The 14,380-nt window shown below is 41.8% G+C and carries 17 protein-coding genes; 8 read left to right on the forward strand and 9 right to left on the reverse strand.

The window, feature by feature from the left end; all coding sequences use genetic code 11:
* Positions 1 to 66 precede the first annotated feature (66 nt).
* The gene (locus tag G2999_RS10445; RefSeq protein ID WP_010181471.1) at positions 67 to 1,062 is read left to right on the forward strand and encodes a diguanylate cyclase; all 996 of its coding nucleotides are present in this window, start codon (positions 67 to 69) and stop codon (positions 1,060 to 1,062) included.
* Here G2999_RS10445 and yrfG read toward each other — a convergent pair.
* Positions 1,059 to 1,745: a GMP/IMP nucleotidase gene (yrfG, locus tag G2999_RS10450; RefSeq protein ID WP_010181472.1), complete on the reverse strand. Its 687-nt coding sequence runs from the start codon at positions 1,743 to 1,745 to the stop codon at positions 1,059 to 1,061. The genes G2999_RS10445 and yrfG overlap by 4 nt on opposite strands.
* Positions 1,746 to 1,821: 76 nt before the next feature.
* Between yrfG and nudE the strand changes: the two genes are divergently transcribed.
* Both nudE and cysQ read left to right on the forward strand, forming a co-directional pair.
* Positions 1,822 to 2,400, forward strand: coding sequence for an ADP compounds hydrolase NudE (gene nudE / locus G2999_RS10455; protein ID WP_010181474.1), 579 nt, complete (start codon positions 1,822 to 1,824; stop codon positions 2,398 to 2,400).
* A gap of 40 nt (positions 2,401 to 2,440) precedes the next feature.
* The gene (cysQ, locus tag G2999_RS10460) at positions 2,441 to 3,268 is read left to right on the forward strand and encodes a 3'(2'),5'-bisphosphate nucleotidase CysQ (protein WP_010181475.1); all 828 of its coding nucleotides are present in this window, start codon (positions 2,441 to 2,443) and stop codon (positions 3,266 to 3,268) included.
* Here the strand turns inward: cysQ and G2999_RS10465 are convergent, their stop codons facing one another.
* Genes G2999_RS10465 through G2999_RS10480 form a run of 4 tightly spaced genes read right to left on the reverse strand, consistent with a single transcriptional unit; the run spans position 3,269 to position 7,000 of the window.
* Entirely contained in the window at positions 3,269 to 3,499 is a 231-nt protein-coding gene (locus G2999_RS10465) for a YheU family protein (RefSeq protein ID WP_010181477.1), read from the reverse strand.
* Positions 3,496 to 4,497, reverse strand: coding sequence for a hydrolase (locus G2999_RS10470; protein WP_010181479.1), 1,002 nt, complete (start codon positions 4,495 to 4,497; stop codon positions 3,496 to 3,498). Before G2999_RS10470 ends, G2999_RS10465 begins: the two co-directional genes overlap by 4 nt.
* On the reverse strand, positions 4,497 to 5,048 hold the full coding sequence (locus G2999_RS10475) for a TIGR02444 family protein (protein ID WP_010181481.1): 552 nt from the start codon (positions 5,046 to 5,048) through the stop codon (positions 4,497 to 4,499). Before G2999_RS10475 ends, G2999_RS10470 begins: the two co-directional genes overlap by 1 nt.
* The gene (locus G2999_RS10480) at positions 5,045 to 7,000 is read right to left on the reverse strand and encodes an ATP-binding cassette domain-containing protein (RefSeq protein WP_010181483.1); all 1,956 of its coding nucleotides are present in this window, start codon (positions 6,998 to 7,000) and stop codon (positions 5,045 to 5,047) included. The genes G2999_RS10475 and G2999_RS10480 overlap by 4 nt, the downstream gene beginning before the upstream one ends.
* 195 nt (positions 7,001 to 7,195) lie before the next feature.
* Here G2999_RS10480 and G2999_RS10485 point away from each other — a divergent pair, with 195 nt between their 5' ends.
* Positions 7,196 to 7,399: a YheV family putative zinc ribbon protein gene (locus G2999_RS10485; RefSeq protein WP_010181485.1), complete on the forward strand. Its 204-nt coding sequence runs from the start codon at positions 7,196 to 7,198 to the stop codon at positions 7,397 to 7,399.
* A gap of 179 nt (positions 7,400 to 7,578) precedes the next feature.
* Positions 7,579 to 7,812: a TIGR02647 family protein gene (locus G2999_RS10490; RefSeq protein ID WP_010181487.1), complete on the forward strand. Its 234-nt coding sequence runs from the start codon at positions 7,579 to 7,581 to the stop codon at positions 7,810 to 7,812.
* A 22-nt stretch (positions 7,813 to 7,834) separates the two neighbouring features.
* Here G2999_RS10490 and G2999_RS10495 read toward each other — a convergent pair whose 3' ends face one another.
* Positions 7,835 to 8,077 (reverse strand): SlyX family protein, encoded by a 243-nt coding sequence (locus G2999_RS10495; protein WP_010181489.1) that lies wholly within the window; start codon positions 8,075 to 8,077, stop codon positions 7,835 to 7,837.
* Between the two features lie 239 nt (positions 8,078 to 8,316).
* Between G2999_RS10495 and G2999_RS10500 the strand changes: the two genes are divergently transcribed.
* Complete coding sequence (locus tag G2999_RS10500; protein ID WP_010181491.1) at positions 8,317 to 9,069, forward strand: FKBP-type peptidyl-prolyl cis-trans isomerase; 753 nt, start codon at positions 8,317 to 8,319, stop codon at positions 9,067 to 9,069.
* Between the two features lie 151 nt (positions 9,070 to 9,220).
* Here G2999_RS10500 and G2999_RS10505 read toward each other — a convergent pair whose 3' ends face one another.
* Together G2999_RS10505 and greB are read right to left on the reverse strand one after the other, a co-directional pair.
* On the reverse strand, positions 9,221 to 9,730 hold the full coding sequence (locus G2999_RS10505) for a GNAT family N-acetyltransferase (RefSeq protein ID WP_010181492.1): 510 nt from the start codon (positions 9,728 to 9,730) through the stop codon (positions 9,221 to 9,223).
* 64 nt (positions 9,731 to 9,794) lie between these two features.
* The gene (gene greB, locus G2999_RS10510) at positions 9,795 to 10,274 is read right to left on the reverse strand and encodes a transcription elongation factor GreB (RefSeq protein WP_010181495.1); all 480 of its coding nucleotides are present in this window, start codon (positions 10,272 to 10,274) and stop codon (positions 9,795 to 9,797) included.
* Between the two features lie 126 nt (positions 10,275 to 10,400).
* Between greB and G2999_RS10515 the strand changes: the two genes are divergently transcribed.
* Complete coding sequence (locus G2999_RS10515; protein WP_010181498.1) at positions 10,401 to 12,773, forward strand: Tex family protein; 2,373 nt, start codon at positions 10,401 to 10,403, stop codon at positions 12,771 to 12,773.
* 36 nt (positions 12,774 to 12,809) lie between these two features.
* Here the strand turns inward: G2999_RS10515 and bioH are convergent, their stop codons facing one another.
* Positions 12,810 to 13,604 (reverse strand): pimeloyl-ACP methyl ester esterase BioH, encoded by a 795-nt coding sequence (bioH, locus tag G2999_RS10520; RefSeq protein WP_010181500.1) that lies wholly within the window; start codon positions 13,602 to 13,604, stop codon positions 12,810 to 12,812.
* A gap of 43 nt (positions 13,605 to 13,647) precedes the next feature.
* On the opposite strand from bioH, the gene G2999_RS12705 reads away from it, so the two are divergent.
* A complete protein-coding gene (locus G2999_RS12705; RefSeq protein ID WP_010181502.1) occupies positions 13,648 to 14,373 on the forward strand; it encodes a ComF family protein in 726 nt (241 codons plus the stop codon).
* The last annotated feature ends 7 nt before the right edge of the window (positions 14,374 to 14,380 follow it).

A 14,380-nucleotide genomic window follows, 5' to 3' on the forward strand; every position in this document is an offset into this window, starting at 1 on the left:
CTGATAATTTGCTAAATCACCATTTATCTACAACACTTATTTTTTTAATATGTAAAAAGTAACGTTATGGATATTGTAACAAGTAAACCCCAAATTGTTTTAAATAAGCCAGAAGCCCCTTTATATCGCGTATTAATTGTAGATGATTCAAACATTGAACTTGAAAATATGATGAATGGTTTGTCAGACAATTTCTCAGTGTCCATAGCATCAGATGCCAATGAAGCCTTGAGGATCGCACACCAATCACCACAACCTGATTTAATTTTACTTGATATCGTCATGCCTGAAATAGATGGATATTCACTCTGTTCAACGCTTAAGAATGATTACGATACTCAGAATATACCCATTATTTTTGTCACTAGTTCGAACGATACTTCTAGTATCATCAGGGGCTTTGAGGTAGGTGGTGTGGATTACATGACAAAACCATTAAAATTACCTGAGCTTAACATTCGTATACAAACGCATATTCAACTCAAAAATAAATCAAAACAACTAGAGTCCTTAGCTTATTTAGATCCGTTAACACGCACTGCCAATCGCCGAAAGTATAACGAAACATTCCAATATGAATGGTCTCGCTGTATTCGTTATAAGCAGCCAATCGCCATCATTATTGTCGATATTGACTTTTTTAAACAATTTAACGAACACTACGGGCATGCAGAGGGTGACAATTGTTTGACTCAAGTAGCTCAACTACTTAATGGACAATGTAAACGCTCCACTGATTTATTTGCACGTATCGGCGGAGAAGAGTTCATCATGTTAATGCCTAATTGCGATTTAACCGATGCCGTAACAAAAGCAGAAGAGATGCAGACTGGAATTAATCAAGCTAAGATCCGTCATGATGGTATTGGTCATGGCCATTTTCTAACGGTAAGTTTAGGGGTAGCCGCGACTGTGCCACAATACGAACACGAAGCAATATCATTATTTCAAAAGGCTGATGATGCTCTATTTAATGCTAAAGGCAATGGGCGAAATCGTATTACTGTTGACAGATCCGGTGTCATTTCAGACAGCTCTATGCACTCATTGACACAACATTAACCATTTTCGCGAGTAATAAAAGGGACTTCATTACGATAGTCAATAATACTGGGAAATTCTGTTATTCCTCGGTTTGGCTGCTTACTGTCAGGATTTTCAACACATAATAAATGTTTAATTCCAAAGGTTTTAGCGGCATGTAAAATAGGAACGCTATCATCAACAAATAATGTCGCTTGAGGATCAAAGTGTATATCTTTATACAAAGCCTCCCATAAATCCTGAGACTCTTTTGTCACGCCATAATCATGAGTCGAAATCAGGCGCGTAATATGGTTATCCAGCGCTGTTAACTCCACTTTTAATGATAAACCATCACGATGTGCATTCGTCACTAACACCACTTCTTTACCACTATCTCTTAGCGCATCTAAAAATGGGATTGTATCGGGTCGCATTTGAATCAGATGCTGAATTTCACGTTTCGCAGACATAATATCCAGCCCTAATAAATCTTGCCAGTAATCTAAACAATACCACTGTAATGTACCAGCCACTCTAGCTAGTTCCAGATCCATAAATGCTTTAGCTTCAGCAACAGATTGACCATTTTTCGCGGCTATTTTTTGCGGGATAAGCTCTAACCAAAAGTATGAATCAAAGTGCAAATCTAATAATGTACCGTCCATATCAAGCAACACAGTCTCAATCTCGTGCCAAGGCACTAGCGGGTTGGAATACATGAACTTTTCCTTATAAATGGGATTGAAACAGGGTATGATAATTTTACTTTCAGTCATAGTGTAGCGTAATTCATTGATGAGCAAAATAGACCCGAACAAACCTCTACCGACGATCACCGATCGGAGTATTGTTGCCAAAAGTCGATTCTTCAATGTTGAACAAGTCGATTTAACTTTTTCTAACGGAGCGACACGTCAATTTGAACGCATGGCGGGTAAAGGTCATGGTGCGGTAATGATTGTCCCTTTTGCTGATGATGAACATATTTTATTGATCCGCGAATACGGGGCTGGCACCCATGCTTATGAACTCGGATTTCCGAAGGGTTTAATCGATGCAGGTGAAACGCCATTTGAAGCTGCTAATCGAGAGCTCAAAGAAGAGGCAGGTTTTGGCGCACATCACTTATCTGACCTGATGAAAGTCAGTATGGCTCCTACTTTTTTTAATGCTAGAATGCATGTTGTCGTGGCTAAGGATTTGTACCCTGAGACCCTCGAAGGGGACGAACCTGAACCTTTAGAAGTGGTTAAATGGCCGTTAGCGAAGATTGATGAATTGCTGGCTCGAAATGATTTTACCGAAGCCCGAAGTATAGCTGCGCTGTTATTAGTCGATAGACAACGTAGGAATGAGAAAAAACACACTGGATAAGTGCGCTACTGAAATGTAATCGGCGCCAATAGGACTCAAAATGCCTTATCAAAATTTACTTGCCATTGCTCAAGATGCCGCTAAACAAGCTGGCGCTGCTGTCCTCGATATTTACGATAGTGGTGACTTTACTGAATATAGTAAAGACGACGATTCTCCCGTAACCAGTGCTGATTACAAAGCAAATGAAATTATCACCCAGCTCCTTGAGGAGCAAACGCCTGATATTCCTATCATGTCAGAAGAATCAGAACATTTGTGCCTAACCGATCGTAAAAACTGGTCTCGGTATTGGTTAATAGACCCGATAGATGGCACACAAGAATTCATCGCGCGAAGTGGTGATTTTGCAGTGAATATCGCGCTAATAGAAAACAATCAACCCGTGATTGGCGTTATCTACTGGCCAGCTGGCGAAAGTCTTTACTATGCGACTAAAGGTGCCGGTGCCTACAAATCTTGTGCCATTGAAGAAAAACAAATCCATGTTAAAGCATTTAATGATCCAGATAATGATCCTGTCGTCATCGCCATTAGTCGTCGACAAAAGCGCGAAAATGTCTTAAAACGCTTAGACCAAGACCGCACTTACCAAACCTTACCAGCGGGTAGCTGTTCCTTAAAAGCATGCTTCATTGCTGAAGGTAAAGCAGATTTCTTTATGCGTTTAGGTGTGACCGGAGAATGGGATACAGGTGCTTCCCAATGTATTGTTTCAGAAGCTGGAGGACTGATCCGCTCTGTAGACTTCGAACCGATGAGTTATAACGAACGTGAATCACTAGAAAACCCAAACTTTGTTATTACAGGCGACCAAACTGTGGATTGGGAAGGACTGGTTAATTACTATGTAGATGACCAGCCATAATTAGGTGTCAAATTTCTCTTTAAACCCTTGAGCATCGACAATATCGATGCTTTCGTATAGTTCGGAATAAATCAATAGCGCTTCACCACTGCGAAGCTTTTCAAGCACCTGTGCTACTTTTTCTACCGTAGAAAATTCTTGTTCCCCATAGTCAGTACCCTCACGCAAAACAAAAGATTCAGCGACGTTATAGAGCACTTCGTTAGAGAGTTCAGCAATGGGAATGATCATGCGTTAAGTTGCTCCTCAATAAACGCACAAATACGTTTTCCAAGCCAAGTTGTGGTCGACCACGGCGCCCCTTGAGCGAAACCAACATGCCCACCTCTGGGACTGTATTCATAAGCTACTTTTTCAGACAACGCTTGATCATTCGGGATCACGCCTTGATTCATAAAAGGATCATCTAAGGCATGAAGCACTAATGTAGGAACTGTGATATGTCTTAAAAACTGCATCCCTGAACATTTTTGGTAATAATCTTGTGCACTGGCGTAACCATGCAAGGGAGCAGTAACATTTTCATCGAACTGATCAAACGTAGTGAGATTATCGATTTGAGTTTCATTAATTCGGACTTTGCCCGAATAATCGAGCAGCGTAAACTTTTGTTTCAAATTACTACGCATACTTTTTAACAGTTTATGCTGATACACTTTGGAAAAACCATCGGCAATCGCTTTGGCACATTCATCAAGACGTAATGGAGCAGATACACTCACACAAGCAGATAACGGGTTATGTGTTTGCGTCTCACCGGCTAATTTCATCAGCATATTGCCACCTAGTGAATACCCTACTCCCACTAATGGCACATTAGGGAAACGCTGCTTAATATGTGCAATTGTAAATAACGGGTCACTGGTTTCACCGCTGTGATAGGCACGATGTGTTCGGTTTGGTGAACCACTGCAGCCTCGAAAGTGCATTAAAACTACTTGCCAAGGTTTGCCTAGAGCGCTTTGCAACATATCTTGGATATAGTGAGAGTCTTTGGAACCTTCCAATCCATGAAATAAAATAATCACCGCCTCGACATACTCGGGTGCTGGTCCCCATGCTAAGTCCAGAAAATCACCATCCGGGGTCTCTAAACGTTCTAACTGAGTCTCAACTAATTGACGACGACCAAAAAATCGTGGCCAAATCGTTTGTAAATGAGGGTTACGACACCAGGGTGGTGCAGAATATTGGGCTAAGGTCTTTTGACCAAATTGTGTGGTAAACACTAGGCATTCTCATTGAGTAATGAAGTAATTTTGTCAGTATGGGCAAATGCAGCATCTTTCAAGTTAATGCTAGATAGGCATGTGTCAATATGATGTGTCATATAGGCTTGAAACTGCCCCTTCGAAACTTTACTTATCTCATCCGACAGATTCAATTTATCCAAAATTAACACATCACTATCATACCATGTAAACAGGGTTTCAATGAGTAAGGACTGCTGGCGTTTCTCCGCTTCAAGCTCTGCATGCAAAGCGTGTTGATAGGCTTCGTTATCAGACTTTAATGTCGCTTTTCGCAACGCTCGCATCGGGGCCACATCGTTAGCATGACTGGTGTCTAAACATTTGTGAATATGAGGCCACGCATTGCTAGGTAACTTAATACCGCGAATATCACTCCACATTGCAAACAACACCCCATTGACATGCCCTTGATAAAGATCCTGCCAATCAAGAAGTAATGTCTGCATGCCTTCAAATGCATAAATACGCCCTGAAAGCGTCCATAAATCCTCTATTAAAGATGCCTTGAGTACTTTGGGATGTGTCATGAGGCTGCCATTTGTTGATCAAACTCTGCTTGTGCCAACTCGAGCGCTTCTTGGGCTTCACACCATTGTTCTTCTGCTGCATCGTGACGCTGTGTGAGCGTAGCTTGCTCGGCTAAGTATTCAGTTAACTGAGCTTTGTTTTCAACATCATATAAAGTGCTATCACCCAACGCCGCCTCGACTTCTACAAGACGAGACTGGGTGCTTTCCATGGTTTTTTCGCTTTGAGTAATTTGTTTACGTAACGCAGCAGTGGCTTGACGAAATTCCGCCTCTAAACGCTTTTGTGTTTTGCGATCCACCGATGTAGATACGCCGATATTGTGAGCCTGTGATTCTTTTTCTGCCGCGGCTTGGGCTTGTTGTGTTTGGCGTTCTTTTTTCGTTTCGTTTAACACCCATTTGGTATAGTCGTCCAAATCACCACTAAACATCGCGACTTGGCCGTCATCAACTAAATAAAAATCCTCACACACCGATCCTAACAACGTCCTATCGTGCGACACTAACACCATCGCCCCTGTAAACCCCTGTAACGCAAAATTTAACGCATCACGCATTTCTAAATCGAGATGATTGGTCGGCTCATCTAGGAGCAGTAAGTTCGGCTTTTGATAGACGATTAGTGCTAATACGAGCCGGGCTTTTTCGCCACCAGACATGGGTTTGACCACAGACGTCGCTTCATCACCTTGGAAACCAAACCCTCCCAGATAATCACGTAAGGCTTGTTCGGTAGCCATTTTATCCAACCGCTGCAAATGGAGTAATGGAGTGCCTTCCATATCCAACGTATCCACTTGATGCTGCGCAAAATAACCAATGTCTAAACCTTGTGAGGTCGTGTATTCGCCGCTCATCGGGGCATGCGCTTGGGCTAATAACTTGATTAACGTCGACTTACCCGCACCATTACGACCCAATAGTCCGATACGACTGCCAGGAACAAGATTCAACTTTACTTCATGTAAAATAACCGTTTCACCATAGCCGACCTTGACCTTTTCCATCGATACCAGCGGATTAGGTAACTTAGCCGGCGGCAAAAAAGCAAAGCTAAACGCACTTTGTGCATGCACAGGGGCTAATTCTTGCATCTTTTCTAGCTGCTTAATCCGGCTTTGTGCCTGTTTAGCTTTACTGGCTTTCGCCTTAAAGCGATCGATAAAAGATTGTAAGTGAGCCGTTTTTGCTTGTTGCTTATCATATTCTAGTTGCTGTAAGCGTAAACGTTCCGCGCGCTGACGTTGATAACTATTATAATTACCTTTGTAAGCAATAAGTTGCGATGACTCAAAGGATAAAACATGCTGCGCTATCGCATCAATGAAGGATTTATCATGGGAAATCAGTAAAAGTGTACCAGGGTATTTTTGTAGCCATTTTTCTAACCAAATCACCGCATCTAAATCCAAATGGTTAGTAGGCTCATCCAGTAACAATACATCTGAGGGACATAATAAGGCTTGAGCCAAATTTAAACGCATCCGCCAGCCACCAGAAAAATCGCTCACCGGACGCTGTAACGCCTCGTTACTAAATCCCAAACCTGCCAAGATGGTCGCGGCACGCGCGTTGACATCATAAGCACCGGCGTCTTGTAATTGCGCATGAAGCTGACCGATTAACTCACCTTGCTCTGCTTGCTCAGCGTCCTGCAGCTGCTGTTGCAATGCGCGTAAATGTTTATCACCACTGATCACATAATCGATAGCCGGATCATGTGAATTAGGAGTATGTTGAGCAACCGCAACCATTTTCCATTCTTTGGGAATATGATAAGTGCCCGTTTCAAGGCTCAGTTGATGCTGTAATAACGCAAAAAGACTCGATTTACCACAGCCATTAGCACCAATGATTGCGCACTTTTGACCTGGAAATATATCCACACTACTCGGTTCTAGTAGTGTTTTAGTCCCACGCATAAAGGAAATATTGGAAAGCTTGATCATAACTGGATAATTACCTGTGACTTTTACGCGGCGTATTATACCACTAATCCATCAACGTATGACCATGAGAATTTCACTCATGGATAACCCAAAGGACGCAAACCTGCGTATGAAGCTATCAGTAGTGCCAATTTTACGTATAATAGCACCCTATATCACTGCCCGATTAGCAGCATTAAATAAAGAGTAATAACCATGAGTAACAAACAACGTAAACGTTTTATCGCTGGAGCGACTTGTCCACAATGTCGTTCGATCGATTCGATTATGCTGTATTTTGAAAACAATGTTGAAAAATTACAGTGTGTTAAATGTGATTACAAAGATGTGCAATCAAGTACTGATGTGTCAGAACAGGTCGCAAGTAGTGCGGATGTGATTGGTGTATTTAAACCATAAATATCAACTATAAAATGTTTAATCATTACATAAGGACCGCTTTTTAGCGGTCTTTTTATATGTGAAAAAATCTGATTAATGCTTTGTATTTTAAAACAAATAGCGCTAATCTAAATATTCTTCTTTACAATTTTTTTACATGCCCCACTTAACCAAGACCCAAAAAAGGATCGACCTGTATGCCATTTAATAATGAACTTACCGCTGAACTTAACCTAATACTAAAATTTCCAAGCAACAGTCTCATGCAAGGCCTTAAGATCCATCAAGACGCAGACCCTGCCATCATTGATGCAGGCAAACGATTATTTGACAAAGGCATTGTTACGCAGCCAGATGGAGGGTATTTAACTAATTTAGGATATGATTTAGCTGAACATGCCAAAGTCCTTCAATCCGCGCTGAACCATTAAAACGAAACGTAAAAGATCATAATTAGTAATGTGGAGGAGGCGTTTCTTCTTCTTGTGATGCGACATTAGATGGCTGCATTGATTTTAAACGCTCTACCATATGATTCATCTTAAAAGTCATTTGCGCAATTTGCTGTTGCTGTTGCGCGATTGAATCATTTAACGATTCAATCGTATCGTCTTGGAAAGCGATTTTTGTTTCTAAGTTTTCAATACGTGCTTGCAAGTCTTCGACTAATTCAGCAGTGTCCGTTAAAGATGCCATTGCGTTATGCTCATTACTTATAAAAAAGAGTCGTTAGTCTACCATGCCCATGCGTATAGTCACATCACATCTGATATCAACACATTAATCATTTCTTAACGACAATGTTAGTATTTAATAAATAATCACAAAATACATTTGAACTGTTGGAAAATGGCACAATATAAAGTAGATTGAATACAATAAAATAAATTAGTCAGTGTTTTCAACACATACTATCATCAAGGAGAATTACAATAATGAAAAAGTCTTTAGCTGCAATTGCAGTATTATCTGTCTTAGGGCTTACAGCCTGTGGCGAGAAAAGTGAAGAAACACAATCAACTGCTACAGCCACTACTGCAGCTGAGTTAGAAACCCCTATCGCGCGTCAATCATACTCCATCGGTGCGAGCATGGGTTCTTTTGCCTTAAGTCGCCAAGAGCAACTGGAAGGCCTAGACATGTCACTCGACATGGAAGTAGTTCGTCAAGGTTTCAATGACGCATTAAATGGTAAGCCAGCACTCAGCATGGAAGAAATGCAAACAATCATTCGTAATTCTGACCAAGAAGTCCGCGCCAAACAAGAAGCGATGGCTAAGCAAGATGCAGAAGCAAATGTTGCAGCCGGTGCTACTTACTTAGCTCAAAATGCTGAAAAAGAAGGCGTTACGGTGACCGAGTCAGGTTTACAGTATGAAGTAATGGTCGAAGGAACAGGCGCTAAACCTGCGGCAACCGACATTGTTAAAGTACACTATAAAGGCACGTTAATTGATGGGACCGAGTTTGATTCTTCTTACTCACGAGGCGAACCGGCTGAATTCCCACTAAATCGTGTTATCCCAGGTTGGACTGAAGGTGTTCAGTTAATGAGTGAAGGTAGTAAATTTAAATTTGTTATCCCTTCGGAGCTTGCTTATGGTGAGCGTGCAACGGGTTCTATTACACCTAACTCAACGCTTATTTTTGAAGTAGAATTACTTGAAATTCTCAACGACGAAGAGTAATTAACTGACTCTGGATATTGATATGAAACCCGCCTGAAGGCGGGTTTTTTTATGCACCTTTAAACATGATGCTCGCTCATTTTAAGATAATTTTAGCATTTTGATATACTAAGCGAATATTATCTCTGTATGTCGGTGTATTCACGCAATCTTAATTAATGACACACACTTGTAACGATACAATTTTCTCGGCACTTTTCTCGGCGCTATGGGTTAATGTTGACACCTCTTTGAAACCCCACTTTCGATGAAAGTGTAAAGATGGTTCATTAGGTGGAGCAATGTCGATTTCAGCGCACAGCAGACCTACATGGTTGTGGTAGGCTTGGTCAATAAGGTATTGATACAACGTTTGACCGATCTTTTGCGCACGATAATGAGCATGCACCACAACTCTATCAATATAGTAAAAATCATCATACTGCTCATCAAACCATTGGTAATTGATACTACGATACGCTGTTTTGGGGCCAACAACTAACAAAAAAGCGGCTACAACGCCCTCTATCTCAACCACGGCATGTAAACACGATTGTGCAATGAGTTTGACCATTTGATCGTTATTCAGCGGGCTCAATACCGCTACTGAAGCTTCGTTTAACGCAAGAATAGCATCATGATCTTTGGGCTCGATGGGACGAATGTGCATACTATTATCCATGGGGTATTACCTGTAATCCTGTTATTTTATGATTTGAACATTTTAAAAGCATGCTGAGGGGGCATTATTGGTCATACTCAATGGCCAAAATCGTATAGTAAATGGGACCATCGGGCATGTTGACAACCGCTTCATCATCTATTGTTTTACCCACCATGGCTCGCGCTAGAGGCGAATCAATTGAACATGGCGAGGTATGTTTATAAATCTCATCTGAACCAACGATTTGCACTTTTTTGACCTCACCCTCTTCTGTTTCCAGAGTCACCCATGCGCCAAAATACACTTTACCCACTTGTTCTGGAGATGGGGAGACCACCGTCAATGCTTCCATTCGTTTACGTAAAAAACGCACACGACTATGGATTTGACGTAATCGTCTTTTATTTGTTTGGTAATCCGCGTTATCAGAGCGATCGCCAAGACCTGCTGCCCATGTGACTTTTTTAGTGATTTCATGGCGCTCGACACGCCATAAATAATCTTCTTCCTCTTTAAGTAGGCGATAGCCATTAGGCGTAATAAGATTGGCTTTTGAGGTCATTTTAGATTCGAGATTTCGTTTATTTACCTGATAGTATCACACAATAAATTTTCAAGGTTAATGGTTGTTCACCCCAACAGGCTTCACGTATAATCGCCCCACTTTTAATCATGGACGTTCCCCAATATGATCATACAAACACTTGCAACTGAATTAGCCGTCCAACCAGCTCAAGTCAAAGCGGCTGTTGCATTGTTAGATGAAGGCGCTACCGTCCCCTTCATCGCCCGTTACCGTAAAGAAATCACTAACGGATTAGACGATACTCAGTTACGTAATCTTGAGAGCCGTTTAAGTTATTTACGTGAGCTTCATGACAGAAAACGAGTCATTCTCAAATCAATTACCGACCAAGGTAAAATTACCGATGAGCTTACTCAAGCCATCAATGATGCAGAAAGTAAAACGTTACTTGAAGACTTATACCTACCGTATAAGCCGCGTCGCCGCACTAAAGGTCAAATCGCAATTGAAGCCGGTATTGAGCCTTTGGCCAATGCTCTATATAGCGACCCGACACTCGATCCGCAGAACGAAGCAACTAAGTACATCAATGCTGAGGCTAAATTTGCAGACGAAAAAGCCGTGCTTGATGGCGCTAAATTTATTTTGATGGAGCGCTTTGCCGAAGATGCAAAATTGCTGCAACGTATACGGCAACATATGACTCAACATGGCTATGTTGGGAGTACCTTAATATCAGGTAAAGAAAAAGAAGCTGCGAAATTCAGTGACTATTTTGCGCATCAAGAAAAATTTAAAAACGTGCCATCACACCGTGCCTTAGCTATGTTCCGTGGCCGTAATGAAGGCTTCTTAGCCTTAAATATTACGCTCGACCCTCAAGCCGACTTCAACGCTACTGAGCGCAGTGAATGTGAAAACATCATCGCGAACCATGTGAATATTCGTGATAATGGGCGCGCTGCGGATCTATGGTTACAAACTGTAGTAGCATCGACTTGGAAACTTAAAATTTTGATGCACATGGAAACTGAACTTTTCAATACCTTACGCGAGAAAGCAGAAGCAGAAGCGATCAATGTGTTTGCTAAAAACTTACAAGATTTGCTAATGGCAGCTCCGGCTGGAGCAAAAGTCACAATGGGACTGGATCCTGGTATTCGTACTGGTGTCAAAGTCGCCATTGTCGATGAAACCGGTAAAGTGTTACATACTACGACTATCTTCCCACACCCACCCCAAAATGCGTGGGATAAATCACTGCGCACATTAGCCATGATTTCTAAACAGTTTAAAGTGAATCTGATTAGTATTGGTAACGGTACTGGCTCACGAGAAACAGACAAACTTGTTGCAGAAATGATGAAAGCAAATCCTGAACTAGGTATTCAAAAAATCATGATTTCAGAAGCGGGTGCATCGGTTTACTCTGCCTCTGAACTAGCTTCACTTGAACTACCGGGTATGGATGTATCATTGCGTGGTGCGGTATCAATAGCAAGACGATTACAAGATCCATTAGCAGAACTCGTTAAAATTGAACCCAAAGCCATCGGAGTGGGTCAATACCAACACGACGTGTCCCAAAGCCAGCTTGGTCAGTCTTTGACTCGTGTGATCGAGGATTGTGTAAATGCGGTGGGAGTCGATTTGAACACAGCTTCACCGGCGTTATTAACCAATGTATCAGGTTTAAATAAGACACTCGCGAATAATATCGTGGCGCATCGTAATGAAAACGGTGCTTTTACCACACGTAAAGCCTTACTCAAAGTAGCACGACTCGGGCCAAAGGCCTATGAACAAGCTGCTGGATTTTTACGTATCGTCAATGGGAATAATCCACTTGACGCCTCTGCAGTTCACCCTGAAGCCTACCCGGTCGTGGATAAAATTTTGCAACATAGCAATGTTACTGTGAATGATTTGATTGGCAATACAGACTTGCTGCGCAAACTCGCCCCAGATCAATTCACCGATGACACTTTTGGTGAGCCTACCGTCAAAGATATCTTTAGTGAACTGGAAAAACCAGGACGTGACCCGCGCCCAGAGTTTAAAACCGCCACCTATAAAGAAGGCGTTGACAGTATCAATGATTTAACCCCAGGCATGATCCTTGAAGGTGTAGTGTCGAACGTAGCTAACTTTGGTGCGTTTGTGGATGTCGGTGTTCACCAAGACGGTTTAGTGCATATATCTGCTATGACAGATGGCTTTATCTCTGATCCTCGTGAAGTAGTAAAAACAGGTGATGTCGTCAAAGTGAAAGTCATGGAAGTCGATATAGCACGCAAACGCATCGCCTTTACTATGCGCATGGGTGATGAAGTGAATAGCACTAAGGCTAAACCTGCTCAACGCAATGAACGCAATACTAGCCAACATTCAAATAAAGGCAATCTTCGATCCAACTCAGGTCATAACGGGCCTCAGAATAAATCTCGAAAAAATCAGCAGCGAGGCAACAATTTGCCGGCAGGTGGTGGCATGGCTGATGCTTTTGCTGCAGCTTTTGCAAAAAATAAAAAATAAGTATCAAACATACGCTTTGCTGACCTATTTTAACGGTCAGCTTTTTTGTAAAAAGTCTCTGACAATTTGAACGAAGTTGTTTTTATCTGAAATAAAAGGTGCATGAGAAACATGCTCCATGACGACCGATGTTGCTTTAGGTTGTAACGCCTCTATTGCATTAACCGCTTGGTTTGGAACTAACGCATCTAAGCGCCCATAAATACGCAATGTTGGACATTGGATCAGATCGATTTCTTTACGTATATCCACCGTTTGTAATAATTTTAACCCTTGTAACAGACTTGCTTCACAAGGCTCTGGATAACGCGCAATAGCGTCTTTAAGCACATGCATATCCTGTTTAGCAGAGACAGAGCCCATTGCCTGTATGGCCAAGAAACGCTGCACGGTTTTTTGATAGTTAGTGGCTAATTGAGTCTCAAATTGTTGCAGCACTTTAGGTGCAATACCGAACCATTCATGCGCTTGCGCCATAAAAAATGGCGTTGATGCGACACACACTAAATTTTCGACACACTCTGGATAAGTAAGCACTAACTTCTGTGCAATGAGCCCCCCTAACGACCACCCCAATAAGTTACACCGTTCAGGTAATGCATTATGTATTTGTTCAACAACTGCTTCCAAGGATGTTAATGGCATATTTGCATTATCGCCAAAGCCTGGCAGATCGATCAGTATTACATCACTGTGTTGTGCTAGCAATGGTGCTATTTGATCAAAGACGCCGCTATTGAGTCCCCAACCATGGAGCATCACTAAAGGGATATTGGTTAACGGGTTCGGTATTTCTGATCGCACGATCCGCTGTTGCAGCGCTGAAGTCATGTTAGGGTCTTCTCATGTCATTACAAACAACAAAGGAGTGTAAATGAAGCCTACATTGAAAGCAATTTGGCATCGTTGCCTGCTGTGTTTGCAATCAACCGAACAGGTCATTTGTCCGCTATGTCTTGCCGATTGTGGCTTTGTTAACGCACCATTACTGACACAAGATTTAGTTGAGTTTAATCTAAATGACACCACTGAGCACTTTGCACATGATGTCATTGTAAATGCCAAATTTGATGGATTATGGGTATTGGATATTTATCAATATCCTTTATCTGTATTGATCCCAAAATTGAAATTTTATCAACAGCCGCATTTGGCCAGGCTCATGGCACAGTGGTTTATCTTACATCGAGTAGTCCATATGGATTCGCTACCCGATGTACTCATCCCCATCCCTATTCACTGGCGCAGAATGTGGCGTCGTGGTTATAACCAATCTCAACTATTATGTGATGAGTTAAGTCGCTGTTTAAAAATCCCTTATCTCGAAAATGCAGTCATCCGCAAGCACTACACAAAACCACAAAGTGAGCTAAATTTAGACGCTCGGCGAGCGAATATAAAAGGAGTATTTAGGGTGGATATACAGGCCTTTAAAGACGTTTCTCACATTGCTATTGTCGATGATGTGATCACCACAGGTACGACAATAAATGATTTATGTCGCAGTATTTACCAAGTTGCACCACACATAAGTATTACTGTGTGGTGCATGGGTTTAAGCGTCTATGAGCCCGCTGACGATAAAGCTGTTGGTAAGTAAGTTCTGT

This window comes from Glaciecola sp. HTCC2999, from assembly GCF_000155775.1.
In the GTDB taxonomy this organism is placed as follows: Bacteria; Pseudomonadota; Gammaproteobacteria; order Enterobacterales; family Alteromonadaceae; genus Opacimonas.

Excerpts from the sequence above, each read along its gene's own strand:
- G2999_RS10475 (WP_010181481.1), bottom strand. The coding sequence starts at position 5,048 with ATGACACATCCCAAAGTACTCAAGGCATCTTTAATAGAGGATTTATGG.
- greB (WP_010181495.1), bottom strand. The coding sequence starts at position 10,274 with ATGACCTCAAAAGCCAATCTTATTACGCCTAATGGCTATCGCCTACTT.
- G2999_RS10505 (WP_010181492.1), bottom strand. The coding sequence starts at position 9,730 with ATGGATAATAGTATGCACATTCGTCCCATCGAGCCCAAAGATCATGAT.
- yrfG (WP_010181472.1), bottom strand. The coding sequence starts at position 1,745 with ATGTATTCCAACCCGCTAGTGCCTTGGCACGAGATTGAGACTGTGTTG.
- G2999_RS10465 (WP_010181477.1), bottom strand. The coding sequence starts at position 3,499 with ATGATCATTCCCATTGCTGAACTCTCTAACGAAGTGCTCTATAACGTC.
- G2999_RS10490 (WP_010181487.1), top strand. The coding sequence starts at position 7,579 with ATGCCATTTAATAATGAACTTACCGCTGAACTTAACCTAATACTAAAA.
- nudE (WP_010181474.1), top strand. The coding sequence starts at position 1,822 with ATGAGCAAAATAGACCCGAACAAACCTCTACCGACGATCACCGATCGG.
- G2999_RS10495 (WP_010181489.1), bottom strand. The coding sequence starts at position 8,077 with ATGGCATCTTTAACGGACACTGCTGAATTAGTCGAAGACTTGCAAGCA.
- cysQ (WP_010181475.1), top strand. The coding sequence starts at position 2,441 with ATGCCTTATCAAAATTTACTTGCCATTGCTCAAGATGCCGCTAAACAA.
- G2999_RS10485 (WP_010181485.1), top strand. The coding sequence starts at position 7,196 with ATGAGTAACAAACAACGTAAACGTTTTATCGCTGGAGCGACTTGTCCA.
- G2999_RS10480 (WP_010181483.1), bottom strand. The coding sequence starts at position 7,000 with ATGATCAAGCTTTCCAATATTTCCTTTATGCGTGGGACTAAAACACTA.
- G2999_RS12705 (WP_010181502.1), top strand. The coding sequence starts at position 13,648 with ATGAAGCCTACATTGAAAGCAATTTGGCATCGTTGCCTGCTGTGTTTG.
- G2999_RS10500 (WP_010181491.1), top strand. The coding sequence starts at position 8,317 with ATGAAAAAGTCTTTAGCTGCAATTGCAGTATTATCTGTCTTAGGGCTT.
- bioH (WP_010181500.1), bottom strand. The coding sequence starts at position 13,604 with ATGACTTCAGCGCTGCAACAGCGGATCGTGCGATCAGAAATACCGAAC.
- G2999_RS10515 (WP_010181498.1), top strand. The coding sequence starts at position 10,401 with ATGATCATACAAACACTTGCAACTGAATTAGCCGTCCAACCAGCTCAA.
- G2999_RS10445 (WP_010181471.1), top strand. The coding sequence starts at position 67 with ATGGATATTGTAACAAGTAAACCCCAAATTGTTTTAAATAAGCCAGAA.